The sequence below is a fragment of the Streptomyces sp. NPDC043812 genome (assembly GCF_056436245.1).
On record NZ_JBWKCY010000012.1, the window covers coordinates 115,369 to 129,559 of the forward strand.

The 14,191-nt window shown below is 71.1% G+C and carries 9 protein-coding genes; 2 read left to right on the forward strand and 7 right to left on the reverse strand.

The window, feature by feature from the left end:
• Window positions 1-97: 97 nt before the first annotated feature.
• Together AC067Z_RS19320 and AC067Z_RS19325 are read left to right on the forward strand one after the other, a co-directional pair.
• Window positions 98-2,125 carry a M4 family metallopeptidase gene (locus tag AC067Z_RS19320; protein WP_478790747.1) on the forward strand — a complete coding sequence of 676 codons (2,028 nt, stop codon included), beginning with the start codon at window positions 98-100 and terminating at the stop codon, window positions 2,123-2,125.
• Window positions 2,126-2,344: 219 nt separating this feature from the next.
• Window positions 2,345-3,085, forward strand: coding sequence for a Clp protease N-terminal domain-containing protein (locus tag AC067Z_RS19325; protein ID WP_478790748.1), 741 nt, complete (start codon window positions 2,345-2,347; stop codon window positions 3,083-3,085).
• An 86-nt stretch (window positions 3,086-3,171) separates the two neighbouring features.
• Here the strand turns inward: AC067Z_RS19325 and AC067Z_RS19330 are convergent, their stop codons facing one another.
• From AC067Z_RS19330 to AC067Z_RS19360, 7 genes are all read right to left on the reverse strand, one after another.
• Complete coding sequence (locus tag AC067Z_RS19330; RefSeq protein WP_478790749.1) at window positions 3,172-4,431, reverse strand: alginate lyase family protein; 1,260 nt, start codon at window positions 4,429-4,431, stop codon at window positions 3,172-3,174.
• 218 nt (window positions 4,432-4,649) lie between these two features.
• Window positions 4,650-7,304, reverse strand: a complete 2,655-nt coding sequence (gene glgP, locus AC067Z_RS19335) for an alpha-glucan family phosphorylase (RefSeq protein ID WP_478790750.1) — start codon at window positions 7,302-7,304, stop codon at window positions 4,650-4,652.
• Window positions 7,305-7,489: 185 nt separating this feature from the next.
• A complete protein-coding gene (locus AC067Z_RS19340) occupies window positions 7,490-8,773 on the reverse strand; it encodes a flavin-dependent oxidoreductase (RefSeq protein WP_478790751.1) in 1,284 nt (427 codons plus the stop codon).
• Between the two features lie 42 nt (window positions 8,774-8,815).
• On the reverse strand, window positions 8,816-9,937 hold the full coding sequence (locus tag AC067Z_RS19345; RefSeq protein ID WP_478790752.1) for a monodechloroaminopyrrolnitrin synthase PrnB family protein: 1,122 nt from the start codon (window positions 9,935-9,937) through the stop codon (window positions 8,816-8,818).
• A 100-nt stretch (window positions 9,938-10,037) separates the two neighbouring features.
• On the reverse strand, window positions 10,038-11,537 hold the full coding sequence (locus AC067Z_RS19350; RefSeq protein ID WP_478790753.1) for an MFS transporter: 1,500 nt from the start codon (window positions 11,535-11,537) through the stop codon (window positions 10,038-10,040).
• Entirely contained in the window at window positions 11,534-12,994 is a 1,461-nt protein-coding gene (locus AC067Z_RS19355) for a 4-hydroxyphenylacetate 3-hydroxylase family protein (RefSeq protein WP_478790754.1), read from the reverse strand. The genes AC067Z_RS19350 and AC067Z_RS19355 overlap by 4 nt, the downstream gene beginning before the upstream one ends.
• 116 nt (window positions 12,995-13,110) lie before the next feature.
• Entirely contained in the window at window positions 13,111-14,076 is a 966-nt protein-coding gene (locus AC067Z_RS19360) for an AraC family transcriptional regulator (RefSeq protein WP_478790755.1), read from the reverse strand.
• Between the last annotated feature and the right edge of the window lie 115 nt (window positions 14,077-14,191).

Below are 14,191 nucleotides of genomic sequence, written 5' to 3' on the forward strand. Positions count from 1 at the left end.
ATCCACGCTCCACTGCACCGCATGCACCAAGGCACCGCATGCTCCGCCCGGCCGACCCACCCAGCCGACCGGTACCCCCCTCGCAGAAGGAGTCCGCGTGAGACCCACGCATCGCCGTCGCGTCACAGCGACCGGAGCCCTCATCGCATCCGCCGCGCTTCTCGTCGGCTTCCAGACCGGCACCTCGGCCGCAGCCCAGCCCACGGCGGCCCCCGCCGCGGCGAAGGCGGGCAAGGCCGACCCCGGCGCACTGCCGGCCGCCCTCTCCCCCGCCCAGCGCGCGGAGCTGATCCGCGCGGCGCAGGCCACCACGGCCGCCACCGCGAAGGAACTGGGCCTGACCGCCCAGGAGAAGCTCGTCGTACGGGACGTCACGCAGGACCGTGACGGCACCACGCACACCCGGTACGAGCGCACCTACGCCGGAATGCCCGTCCTCGGCGGCGACCTCGTGGTCGCCGAGACGAAGGCGGGTGCCACCGAATCGGTCAGCAAGGCGTCGAGGGCCGCCCTGAAGAACGTCGACACCAGTGCCGACATCGTCCCGGCCACGGCCGAGAAGCAGGCACTGAGCGCGGCGAAGGCGGAGGGGTCCGCCAAGACGAAGGCCGAGAAGGCGCCGCGCAAGGTGATCTGGCTCGCCGAGGGCAAGCCGACCCTGGCGTACGAAACGGTCGTCGGCGGCCTCCAGCACGACGGCACGCCGAGCGAGCTGCACGTCGTCACGGACGCCACGACCGGCGCGAAGCTGTTCGAGCGCGAGGCGATCCACACCGGTACCGGCAACACCCAGTACAGCGGCACCGTCACGCTCGGCACGGCACCGTCCTACACGCTGACGGACACCGGCCGCGGCAACCACAAGACGAACAACCTCAACCGGGGTACGTCTGGCTCCGGCACGCTGTTCTCGGGCTCCGACGACGTGTGGGGCAACGGCTCCCCGTCGAACCTGGAGACCGCGGGCGCGGACGCGCACTACGGTGCCGCGCTCACCTGGGACTACTACAAGAACGTGCAAGGCCGCTCCGGTATCCGCGGTGACGGCGTCGGCGCGTACTCCCGTGTCCACTACGGGAACAACTACGTCAACGCCTTCTGGTCCGACAGCTGCTTCTGCATGACGTACGGCGACGGCTCCGGCAACTCCAAGCCGCTGACGTCGATCGACGTGGCCGCGCACGAGATGACGCACGGCGTCACCTCCAACACCGCGGGTCTCATCTACAGCGGCGAGTCCGGCGGCCTCAACGAGGCGACCAGCGACATCTTCGCCGCCGCGGTCGAGTTCCACGCCAACAACGCCCAGGACGTCGGCGACTACCTGGTCGGCGAGAAGATCGACATCAACGGCGACGGCACCCCGCTGCGCTACATGGACAAGCCGAGCAAGGACGGCGCGTCCAAGGACTACTGGTACTCGGGGATAGGCAACGTCGACGTCCACTACTCCTCGGGCCCGGCGAACCACTGGTACTACCTGCTCTCCGAGGGCAGCGGCGCCAAGACCATCAACGGCGTGAACTACAACTCCGCCACCTCGGACGGTCTGCCGGTCACCGGCATCGGCCGCGACAAGGCCTCGCTGATCTGGTTCAAGGCGCTCACCACGAAGTTCAACTCGACGACGAACTACGCGGGCGCCCGTACCGGCACCATCGCCGTGGCGACGGAGCTGTACGGAGCGAGCAGCGCCGAGGTCAAGTCGGTCACCGACGCCTGGGCAGGCATCGCGGTCGGCGCCCGCCCCGGCGGCGGCGACCCGGGCGAGCCGGGCACCGTCTTCGAGAACACGGCCGACGTGACCATCGCGGACTCCCCCGGCGCCGCGGTGACGTCCTCGATCAACGTCACCGGCCGTACGGGCAACGCGCCCTCGACCCTCAAGGTCGACGTGGACATCGTCCACACCTGGCGCGGTGACCTGGTGATCGACCTGCTGGCCCCGGACGGGACCGCGTACCGCCTGAAGAACTCGAGCGGTTCGGACTCGGCGGACAACGTCAAGGCCACCTACACGGTCAACGCCTCCAGCGAGGTGGCCAACGGCGCCTGGAAGCTGCGGGTGCAGGACGTGGCGCGGTACGACACGGGCTACATCAACAGCTGGAAGCTCACCTTCTGAGGCCGACCCACGCGCTCGACCTCTGTGCATGACAGGTGTTGCCCGGGAGCCGTACGGCTCCCGGGCAACACCTTTCGCGGTCCGCGGGCTCCGCTCAGCCGCAGTACCTGTTCCCCCCGGAGCCGGTCCGGATCGCGACGCCGGCGACGAAGCGCGCGCACTGAACCAATCGTCAACCGGGGGTTGACGATCATGGGGTCGTCAACCTAGGGTTGTCGCATGACCGATCCAGTCCGTTTGACGCATCCCGTACGGCTCGACGATCTGATCGAGGCCATCAAGAAGGCACACTCCAGCGAGCTCGACCAGCTGTCCGACGCGGTCATCGCGGCGGACCATCTGGGCGACATCGCCGACCACCTCATCGGCCACTTCGTGGACCAGGCCCGCCGTTCCGGCGCATCCTGGACCGACATCGGCAGGTCCATGGGCGTCACCAAGCAGGCCGCCCAGAAGCGCTTCGTCACCAAGGAGTCCGACCAGCCGATCGACCTCGACCCCAGCCAGGGCTTCGGCCGCTTCACGGACCGGGCCAGGAACGTGGTCGCGGCGGCGAGCAACGAGGCCCGCGAGGCGCACAACAGCCATGTCGGCCCGGAACATCTCACGCTCGGGCTGCTGACCGAACCCGACGGCCTGGCCGCCAAGGCGATCGTCGCGCAGGGTGTCAGCCTCGACAGCGTCCGCGCCTCCGCCACGACGGCCCTGCCGCCGGCCGCCGACGAACTGCCCGAGCTCGCTCCGTACGACGCACGGGCACGCAAGGTTCTGGAGCTCACGTTCCGCGAGGCACTGCGCCTGGGGCACAACTACGTGGGCACGGAGCACATCCTGCTCGCCCTGCTGGAGGCGGAGGACGGCACGGGTCCACTCTCCGCGCTCGGCATCGACAAGGCGGCGGCAGAGGCGAACGCCCTGGAGGCGATCGCCGCCATCCGCGCCTCGCTCGCGCAGCAATAGACCGGAGCACAGCCGCGTCGCGGCTGTGCTCCGAGGCGAGGACGGACGGCCGGTGCCCTCAGGGGGCAACCGGCCGTCCAGTCTCTCTAGTTCGGGCTGCCGGCGTGCGTCAGCGTCTCCCACGCCACGAACAGGTTGTTGGACCCGGCAGGCCGCTGCTGCTCGGTCAGGCGCAGGGTGTTGGTCATTCCGTACCCCATGCGGTTGGCCAACGCGTTGTAGCCGACCTCGGTGATCGGGCCCAGCTTGTCCTTCAGGCTGCCGCCGCACAGGCTTCCGGGCACCGGCTCCACGCCGAGCTGGTACTTGGTGTGCAGGCCGAGCGTGTGGCGCAGGCGGTCGGCGATCTCCGGGTAGAGGTCCTGCCCCTGGATGCGGCTGGTCTCCGCGATGTGGGAGATGGCCGAGAAGCCGTATCCGGCGTGGGTCAGGTCGCGGCACGTCTCCTGGCTGATGCCGTTCATGGTGAACGTCGACTGGCCCTGCCAGTAGCGGACGATCTCGTCACGGGTGTCGAGGCCCGAGCCGGGTGCGGTCTTCGGCAGGGAGCCGTCACTGGTCAGATAGATGTACGCGGGCACACGCCCGCGGAACTTGGAGACGGCTTTGTCGTAGGCGGCACGGTCCTCCAGGAACACCGCGATGCCTATCGCGGCCTCCGTCATGCTCAGCTCCCAGTTGCCGTTGGAGTGGGAGCCGTTGGTGACCTCCGGCAGGTAGACGTTGCGCAGCATGGTGCCGAAGCGGCCGGAGTTCGGCCAGCCGCCCGAGTACGTGTACTTGACGATCTCGGCGGCACGCGGCCAGGAGGAGCCGGCCCAGCCGGTCTGCAGTGGGGCATTGCTGTTGGTGTGGTCCTTGATCACGGCGGACCAGGCGTCCATGAGCTCGATGGACTTCTTCGCGTAGCGGCTGTCACCGGTGAGGTACCAGGCGAGCGCGGTGGTGTACGCGGCGATGGCGTCCTCGCGCTCGTCCGTGCATCCGTAGTTGGGGTTCGAGTACGACCCGCACTCGACGACGGCACGGGGCTTGGGTACGCGGGACAGCGAGGCGTACTTGCTGCCCATCATCTGGTCGTAGGCGGCCTTCCAGGGCTGCGCGCCCGCCTGGACACGGGACTTGACGAAGTCGAGCTGGGGCTTGCTGACGAGGACGCCGGGATGGGTGAAGGCCGCGGGCGCCGCGGCGGCGGGTGCGGGCGCGGCGGTGCTCTCCACAGGGGCCTTCTCCGCCGAGGCCGGGACCACGAGTGCGGCGGCGAGGACGCCGGCGACGACGGCGGACAGGGTGAGGACGAGGGCTCTCGGCCGGCGCAGGGCGTGCCTGCTGGATCCGGTGCGCATGGGGGGTTGCCTTCCGGTCGGGGGGCGCCGACTTGTTCATCCACATGAACATTGGACTGGAAGATGAACGAGGCGGTGTGTGAGGAAAGTAGAGGCGCCCCATGAGCACGTCAAGGCTCGGGATTCACGGCGTGAAGAAAGCCCTGGACATACGCAAGGGCCCGGCCCTCCCGGAACGTCCGGAAGGGCCGTGCCCCCGTGTACCCGCGTGCCTCGCGTCAGCGCAGCAGTACGCCGGCCTCCTTACCCGCCGCCTCCGCAGGCAGCACGACGAGTCCCATGTCCGCCCCCGCCGGAACCAGCCGGTGTGCGGGCAGCACCCGCACCGTGTAGCCGAACGGCCCCGTCCGGTCCAGCGCGAACGGCCCCTCGTACACCCAGCGGCCCTCCAGATCGGGGCCGCTCGCCGGTTTGAGCGGGAACGTCTGCGCGTCACGGATGGCGTCGTCCGAGTCCACCCGGCCCGCCACCGCCTGCACCTCCACGTCCTCCGGCCGGAGTTCGCCGAGCCTCGCCTGCACCCGCAGGGTCAGCGTGGAGCCGAGCCCGGGCGCGGCGGCGGAACCCGCGGCCGCATCCTGGTCGACGGTCTCCACATGGTCGACCGCCACCTGCGGCCAGCCCGCCCGCACCCGCGCCTTCCAGTCCGCCAACTCCACGGCGCCCGCGGCGTCCAGGGCGCGATGGGCCTTGGCGGCGGGAGCGTACAGCCGTTCCACGTACTCGCGCACCATCCGCCCCGCGAGCACCTTGGGGCCGAGCGTGGTCAGGGTGCGGCGCACCATCTCGATCCACCGGTCCGGCAGTCCGCCGCTGCCCTGGTCGTAGAAGCGCGGCGCCACCCGCTCCTCGATCAGGGCGTACAGCGCGGCGGCCTCCAGCTCGTCCCGCCGGTCCTCGTCGGTGGCGGCGCCGTCGGCGGTGGGGATCGCCCAGCCGAAGTCCGGCTCGTACCACTCGTCCCACCAGCCGTCGAGCACCGAGAGGTTGAGGGCGCCGTTGAGCGCGGCCTTCATCCCGCTCGTGCCGCAGGCCTCCAGCGGGCGCAGCGGATTGTTGAGCCACACGTCGCAGCCCGGGTAGAGCTTCTTCGCCATCGCCATCCCGTAGTCGGGCAGGAAGACGATGCGGTGGCGCACCTTCGGGTCGTCGGCGAAGCGCACCAGCTCGCGTACGAGCCGCTTGCCGCCGTCGTCCGCCGGGTGTGCCTTGCCCGCGACGACGATCTGGATCGGCTGGGTGGGGTGCAGCAGCAGCTCGGTGAGCCGCGCGCGGTCGCGCAGCATCAGCGTGAGCCGTTTGTACGAGGGCACCCGGCGGGCGAACCCGATGGTGAGGACGTCGGGGTCGAGCACCCCGTCGATCCAGCCCAGTTCGGCCGCCCCGGCGCCGCGCTGCCGCCAGGAGGCCCGCAGCCGCTCCCGCACCTCCAGCACGAGCTGCTCGCGCAGGGAGCGGCGCAGTTCCCAGATCTCCGCGTCCGGGATGTTCGCCACGGAGTCCCAGCGGGAGGAGCCGCCGACCGAGAGGGCGTCCTCCGCCCGGCCGGCGCCGATCTGGCGCGCGCCGAGCCGGAACACCTCGGGCGCCACCCAGGTCGGGGCGTGCACACCGTTGGTGACCGAGGTGATCGGCACCTCGGCGGCGTCGAAGCCCGGCCACAGGCCGGAGAACATGTCGCGGCTGACCGCGCCGTGCAGTTCGGAGACGCCGTTGGCGCGCTGGGCTAGCCGCAGGCCCATGACCGCCATGTTGAACAGGCCGGGCTCGCCGCCCGGGTAACTCTCCGTGCCCAGCTGGAGGATCCGGTCGGCCGGCACTCCGGGGAGTTCGGCGCCGTCCGCGAAGTGGCGGGCGACCAGTTCGCGGTCGAAGCGGTCGATTCCGGCGGGCACCGGGGTGTGGGTGGTGAACACCGTGCCGGCACGCACGGCCTCCAGCGCGGCGTCGAAGCCGAGGCCGGGGTCGTCGCCCAGCTCCCGGATGCGTTCGAGACCGAGGAAGCCCGCGTGGCCTTCATTGGTGTGGAACACCTCGGGTGCCGAGTGGCCGGTGAGCCGGCAGTACGCGCGGACGGCCCGCACACCACCGATGCCGAGCAGCATCTCCTGCAGCAGCCGGTGCTCGCTGCCGCCCCCGTACAGCCGGTCGGTGACGTCGCGCGCCGCGGGCCCGTTGCCCTCGACGTCGGAGTCGAGCATCAGCAGCGGGACGCGGCCGACCTGGGCGACCCAGATGTGGGCGTGCAGCAGACGCCCGCCGGGCAGGGCGAGAGAGACGCGGGCGGGTGTGCCGTCCGGCTCCCGCAGCAGACCGACGGGCAGTTCGTTGGGGTCGAGCACGGGATAGTGCTCCTGTTGCCAGCCGTCGCGGGACAGCGACTGGCGGAAATAGCCGTGCCGGTAGAGGAGCCCGACGCCGATCAGCGGCACGCCGAGGTCGCTGGCCGCCTTGAGATGGTCGCCGGCCAGGATGCCGAGGCCACCGGAGTACTGGGGCAGGGCGGCGGTGACACCGAACTCGGGAGAGAAGTAGGCGATGGCGGACGGGAATTCGGTACTGCCCGAGCCGCTGTCGCCGGACTGGTACCACCTGCGACCGTGCAGATAGTCGTCCAGGTCGTCGGCGGCCGCGGCGAGTCTGCGCAGAAAGCGCCGGTCCTTGGCCAGTTCGGCCATCCGGCCTGCGGAGACGTTCCCGAGGAGGCGCACGGGATCGCCGGCGACGGCCTGCCACCCTTCGGGATCGACGCAGCGGAACAGTTCTTGGGTCTCGGTGTGCCAGGACCAGCGCAGATTGCGCGCAAGGCCGCTGAGCGGTTGCAGTGGTTCGGGGAGGACGGGGCGGACGGTGAATCGACGAATGGCCTTCACAGGTCCCACCTTCGCAGGGGAGGTACGCATCCGAGCGGACGCACGACGGTGTGCGCCCTTTTCCGTCATTTACGACCGTAGTGCCGCCCCGTCCCCCCGGGCCACGGCGCACGGACACCCGACGGGAGCACTCGCCGGGCGCCGCGGCCGCTGTTGCGGGCCCGCCCTGGTCCGCCGGACAAGTCCTAGGACCGTTTGGGCAGGGTGGCGCCGTACGGGGAGCCCTGGTTCACGCTGCCCGGGTCGAACGCCCCCGTTGCCGCGTACCGGGCCGCGATGCCCGCGAGCTCGGCCGCCGGGATCACGTCGTGGATGTGCGTGAAACCACCGGGCGCGCGCTGGTGGGCCAGCGTGATGACGGCCTCGGGACCGAGCTGCCGGTTGGACTGCTGCAATTCGGTCATGGCCGGCCGGCGGTCGGCCTCGTAGGCCGCGAGCGCGGTGACGGGATCGCGGTGGCTCGCCATCGCGTGGGCGAGCGCGCGCCCGTCGACGACCGACTGCGTGGCGCCGTTGGAGCCGACCGGGTACATCGCGTGTGCCGCGTCCCCGATCAGCGTCGTGCGCCCCCGTGACCAGACGGGCAGCGGCTCGCGGTCCACCATCGGGTACTCGTAGGCGGCATCGGCGGCGCGCAGCACCTCGGGGACGCTCACGCCGTCGAACTCCCAGCCCTCGAAGTGGTGCGCGAACGTGTCGACGGGCACGGCCCGGTTCCAGTCGCCGCGGTACGTGGCGGCGGCCGATTCCGCAGGGGCGGCCACAGCCCAGTTGACGAGGACGCCACCACCGGCGGCGGGCATCGAGATCGGGTAGACGACCGCCCTGCGCCGGTCGTCGCCGGCGATGAACATGAAGTCGCCGGCCCTGTCCGACGGCATGCAGGAGACACCCCGCCAGACGAGCAGCCCGTTCCACGGCGGCTCGCCCTCGGCGGGGTTGAGCGCCGCCCGCACGGCGGAGCGGATGCCGTCGGCGCCGATGAGCACATCGGGTTCCAGCGACGCCCGGCCGCGGTGGACACCGTCGCGGTATTCCAGCGTAATGCGGGGGCGGGTGCCGGCGAGCTGCTCCACGCCCGTGACCCGGACGCCGCTGAGCAACGCGGACGCGCCGAGCCTGGCCCGCACTGCCTCGGCGAGGACGCACTGGAGGTCGCCGCGGTGGACGGACAGTTGCGGCCAGTGGTACCCGGCGCCGAGTCCGCGCAGATCGCGGGAGATGAGCCCGCCACTGCGGTGGTAGTAGCGCAGTTCCCGGGTGCGTACGGCTCGCCGCTCCAGCGCGTCGAGCACGCCGAGCGCATCGAGTTCGCGTACCGCGTTCGGCATGATGTTCAGGCCCGCGCCGACCGGCCGGATCTCCCGGGCGGCCTCGACGACCGTGATCCGCTCGAACCCTGCCGTGTGCAGGGCGAGTGCCGCGGTGAGACCGGCGATGCCACCGCCGGCGATCATGATGTGGGTCATGGGGAGGGTCTCCTCGAACGTTCCTGGGCTCTCCTTCGGCGGTCAGTGGGCGGCGGCGGGCGGCCGATCCACCGAGTGGCGCACGAGGGTCTCGTTGTCCCGGGTCAGATCGAGTACGGAGCGCAGGAGTTCGACGGGGGCGCCGCCGCTGCCGACGTCGTAGAGACGTACTTCCTCGCTGTATGCCTTGCGGGCGATGGTGATGTGCCGGGCGCGGAAGGTCTTGAGGGTGCGCAGCACACGGGCGAGGGCGACCGCGGACGCGGCGAGCGGGGCGGGCACCTTGTGGGCGCCCTCCCAGCTGAGGGCCGCGGAGAGCTTGGAGACGGCCGAGACGCCGCCCTTGTGGGCCGCGTAGTGGGCGCGCCAGGACGGCAGGCTGTACTGGACGGAGTCCTCGAGGAACGCGTCGTAGCGGGCGTTGCTGCGGTCGCACTGCCACAGCGTCAGATCGATGAGCCAGAGCGGGACCTGGGCGGCGGCCGGGCCGAGGTAGTCACGGCCGGCGACGTCGATCTCCTCGAAGTAGGAGCGCATTTCGCGGGCGAAGAAGACGGGGGACACATGGGCGACGGTGAAGTCGATGGATTCCACCATGGCCTGCACGTGCTCGGCGGTGCGGTCGAGGGCGCGTGCGAAGCGCGGATCGTAGGGTTCGAGCCGGGCGAGTTCCGCGCAGGTGTCGAGCGAGGCGACGAGGCTCGGGAAGACCATGCGGACGGCGTCCTGGAGGTTGCCCTCCATCGGGTCGCCCGTGTACATCCGCTGCCGCTTTCCCAGCGGGTTCCAGGTCGTGTAGTGGTGCACGGTGTCGCGCGGCACCATGTCGGTGCGCCTGCCGAGCTCCTCCAGCACGGGCAGCACCTCGGGCACGGCGGCCACGGGCTCGGTGCCGTGACGTTTCAGCGAGCCGAGGACGATGCCGAGGTCACGCATCGCCGCCAGCGCGTCGACGATGCCGAGCGAGGCGGCCCGGTCGGCGTCGGGCACCAGGGTGCGCAGCGCCACGGTGAGCGCGGGCACGTCCGCCGCCGCGTTCATCGCGGGCAGCGCGGCGAGGAGCGCGTCCGCGCCGAGCGGGTCCGCCGCACGTATCTCCGCTATCCGGTAACGCGGTTCGCCAAGCACGTCGAGACCGGGCGCGACAAGGTCGTACAGGGTCAACGGAATGTCCCCCTCGGACGGAATCGGTTCACTGGTGGGATGGGGGCGGGCATGTGCACCTGGTGCGCAGGGTGCCGTCGGGCACCGGCCCGCCCCGTGGTCACTCCACGGCGCCGCCGACCCGGTCCTGGCGTGGCGGCGCCATGGCGGGCGCGGGCAGCCGCAGCCGGTTGGAGAGCAGGGCGGCCAGTGCGGCGAAGCCGGCACCGGCCAGAAGGGCGGACCTGAAGCCCGCGGTCTCGGCCGCGGCGTCGCCCACGGTCGTGGTGCCGGCGGTGGCGACGGCGACCAGGACCGCGAGGCCCAGGACCGAGCCGAACTGCTGGCTGGTGTTGACGAGTCCGGAGGCCAGGCCCGTCTCCGCGGACGAGGCCTCCGCGGTGGCGGCCACGTTGGTGGTGACCATGACGAGCGGCAGGGCGACGCCGAGCATGAGGCTGGGGGCGAGGACGGTCGTGGCGAATGTGCCGTCGGCGGCGAGTGCCAGCGCGAGCCAGACGGTCCCGGCGAACAGCAGCGAGAAGCCGAGCGTCATGGTGGGCCGCAGTCCGAGCCGGCCGATGAGCCGGCCGGTCGCCGGGGCGACGGCCACGACGACGAGCGACAGGGGGAGCAGACCGAGTCCGCCGGTGAGCGGGGACTGTCCGAGCACGCGCTGCAGATACAGACTGACCAGGAAGAACATCGGGAACAGCGCCATCTGGGCCAGCGCACTGAGGATGTTCGCGAGTCGCAGGGCAGGCCTGCGCAGCACGGCGGGCGGCACGAGGGGGCGGGCGATGCGGCGCTCCAGCACGGCGAACACCACGAGCAGCGCAAGGCCCGCGGTCGCCGACACGGCCGTCCTGGCGCTGGTCCAGCCGGCGTCGCCGGCTCCGACGAGTGCGTAGGCGAGCAGACCGAGACCGCCGGTGGCGGTGAGGGCGCCGGCGAGGTCGAACCCGGGCTCACGGCCGCGCGCTCCGGGGGCGAGCAGCCGCAGGGCGGCGATGCCGAGCACGAGGGCGACGAGCACGTTGAGCCAGAACGTGGAGCGCCAGCCGAGCAGATCGGTCAGTACGCCTCCGAGCACGGTGCCGAGCACCCCGCCGAGCCCGCCCATCGCGGCGAACACGCCGAGTGCCTTGTGGCGGCCGGGTCCGTCGGGGAAGAGGGTGAGCAGCAGCGCGAAGGCGGCGGCCGCGGCGAGTGCGGCACCGACGCCCTGCACGGCGCGCGCGGCGATCAACTGCCCGGCGGTGTCCGCGACACCGCCCGCGGCGGAGGCGGCGGCGAGCAGCCCGAGCCCCCCGAGATACAGCCGCCGGTGTCCGAGCAGGTCGGCGGTGCGCCCGCCGAGCAGCAGCAGTCCTCCGAAGGTGATGAGGTAGGCGTTGGCCACCCACGACAGTCCCGCGGACCCGGACCCGAGGTCGTCGCCGACGGACGGCAGGGCGACGTTGATGATGGCGGTGTCCATGATGAGCAGCAGCTGCGTCGCGGCGAGCACCATGAGCGCGAGGTGTGCGCCGGCGGCCGGTGGACCGTCCGGCCGCCCCCCGGCGGTCGGACGGCCGGGCGCGGCCGGGAACGGGGTGGTCGTCGCGTCGTCGGGGGTCACCGCTGCACGGTCTCCTCGGACAACCCGTAGCTCGACAGGCACTCCCGCGCCAGCGACTCGCAGCTGTCGGTGTCGCCCTCCCACACCTGCTGCATCAGATAGACGTGCGGTGCGCCGTGGTAGAAGCGCTCGTACTGCTCGTGGCGGGACGCGAACTCCGAACCCAGCGCGTCCCACGCCAGCTTGAGCAGTTTGACGCGGTCCTCGGCGGGGTGGCCGGGGGAGCGGATGTACTGCTTGACCAGGGGGCCGAGCTCCGGGTGGAGCAGGTCGGCCCCGGACGCCGGGAGCTGGATGACGCCGCCGCCCGCGAGCAGCTTGATCTCCTGGACCGCCGCCGGGTACAGCTCACCCGCCATGATCCGCTGGGCGAAGGAGATGTCCTTGCCGGGCATCACGCCCCCGCGGCCTTCGTCGACCTCCTCGTACGAGGCCTCGGCCGCCAGCACGAACGCCTTCGCCTGCGCGACCCTGCCCATGAGGCGGCCGATCGCCTGGGTGACCGGGGGCAGTTGGAAGGTGTTGTTGGCTTTGGTGAGCAGGATCGCCATCCCGGTCAGGAACTCCAGCTTGGTCCAGAAGCGCGTGGCGGCCTGGTGCACGAAGTTCACGTACGCCGGGGTCCCCCACCACATCCGGAACGTCGCGTCGGTGTTGCGGTACGTCAGCATCCGCTCCCACGGCACGAACACGTCGTCGCACACGAGCAGTGCGTCGTTCTCGTCGAAGCGCGAGGAGAGCGGATTGTCGAAGACACTGCGCGCCTGCCCCTCGTACGAGGTGCGCGAGAGGAACTTCAGACCGGGGGTGTCGACAGGGATCGAGAAGCACAGGGCGTGATCGACGTCCTGGGGCGCCAGCGGCTCGATGGTGCCGACGATCACCTCGTTGCCGAACACGGCGGCCGTGCCGATCATCTTGGCGCCTCGCACGACGACGCCGCCGTCCTTCTCGGCGACGACCCGCACCACCAGGTCGTCCTCCTCCTGCTCGGACGCCGGCCTGGTGCGGTCGATCTGCGGATTGGTGAGGGTGAACGTCGCATAGAGGTCGCCCTCGGCGAGCCTGCGGTGGAGAGCATGGGCATGGTCAGCGCCGTCGAAGGCGTCCGTCGTGAACAGCTGTGGCACCGCCGCGAATCCGGCCGCCCCGCTCGCCATGCAGTCCGGTGTGCGGCCGAGGAAACCGAAGCTCGACTCGGCCCACAGCTTGTACGCGCGGCGCCGCGCGACCAGGTCCTCGTACGAGCGCGGCACCGCGAACGCCCGGTGCGCCCCGTCCACGGTGAGTTCGGCGGAGTGCTCGGAGTCGTGCGCCAGGTCGTAGAGCCGGGCGACGGATGCCGCGGTGTTGCGGAAGGCCTTGTGACGGGTGATGTCGGCGACGCGTTCGCCGTCGAGCCATACCTCGCGCCCGTCCCTCAGCGATGCGAGGTACTCATGGCCGGACCTGGTCAACGTCTCTCCTCGAACCGAACGAACGAACCGGACACCACTGGTTTCAGCCGAGCCTGTATCCCGTCGAGGACGCCGGGCAATGAACGACCGTCCAGCGGTCCTTAATAACCCGCCAGTCATGCAGCTGAGGCGCCCTTGGTGCGGTATTCGCCGGGCGTCATGCCGTACCACTTGCGAAAGGCGAGGTGGAAGCCGACCGCGCTCTGGTAACCGACCCGTTCCGGCACCGCGGACTGCGGCAGACAGGTCTCGCCGAGCAGCCGCGCCGCCTCCTGCATCCGGCGCCCTGTCAGGTGGCGGGCGGGCGCCTCGCCGACCAGTTCCCGGAAGGCGGCGGTGAAGGCGGAACGGGACATGCCGACCTCGCGGGCGAGCGATTCGATGGTCCACGGCTCGGCGAACCGGGTCGCGATGACGACCATCGCCTTACTGATGCCGGGATGCCCGAGGACGGGCAGCGCGGACGGGGTGTCGGCCAGTTCGCGCAGCAGCGGACGCAGGGCGAGGACGAGCGCCATCTCGAACGCGCGCAGGGTGATCAGCCGGTCCCCCGGGCCGACGGGCCGGTCCGTCGTCGCCAGCAGTCTCAACGTGTCGCGCAGCAGCGGCTCCTGGTCGACCTGGGAGCGGTCGAGCACCAGCGCCCACGGCAGCGCCTTGTACAGACCGGTCGCCGCGCTCGCGTCGTAGTGCAGCCCGGCGCACAGCAGCCGGCTGACGGGGCCCTCCCCCTCGATGCGGATCTCGCCGGAGGTGCCGGGCTGCCGTTCGGGCAGTACGGCGGCGAGCGAGACGCCCCTGCGGTTCGGCCGGTCGGCGAGCCGGTGCGCGGCGCCGGTGGGGAACAGTGCGAGGTCCCCCGCGTGCAGTTCGATCGGCGTCTGGTCCTCACCGGTGATCCAGCAGCCGCCCTCGGTGATGAAGTGCAGTACGGCGCAGCTCTGTTCCGCGTCCCCCTCGATGGCCCAGGGGGCCCGGACGTGCCAACGACTGTCGAAGACCCCGGTGAGGCGCAGCGGTTTCAGCAGCTCGCTCAGGAGGTCGTCGCGTTCGCTCTGGGTCGGTTCCAGTGGTCGCTCCATTGGACGATCCTTCAACCCCCGCCCCGCTTTTTTAATTGATCGGCCGAAGTCGCCGCCGCGAGCCTGGAGTAGCCGTTCGCGGCAGCAGTCACACCCTATCGAAGGGCCAATTCAC

Coding starts and splice junctions, on each gene's coding strand:
- AC067Z_RS19325 (WP_478790748.1), top strand. CDS start 2,345: ATGACCGATCCAGTCCGTTTGACGCATCCCGTACGGCTCGACGATCTG.
- AC067Z_RS19360 (WP_478790755.1), bottom strand. CDS start 14,076: ATGGAGCGACCACTGGAACCGACCCAGAGCGAACGCGACGACCTCCTG.
- AC067Z_RS19330 (WP_478790749.1), bottom strand. CDS start 4,431: ATGCGCACCGGATCCAGCAGGCACGCCCTGCGCCGGCCGAGAGCCCTC.
- AC067Z_RS19340 (WP_478790751.1), bottom strand. CDS start 8,773: ATGACCCACATCATGATCGCCGGCGGTGGCATCGCCGGTCTCACCGCG.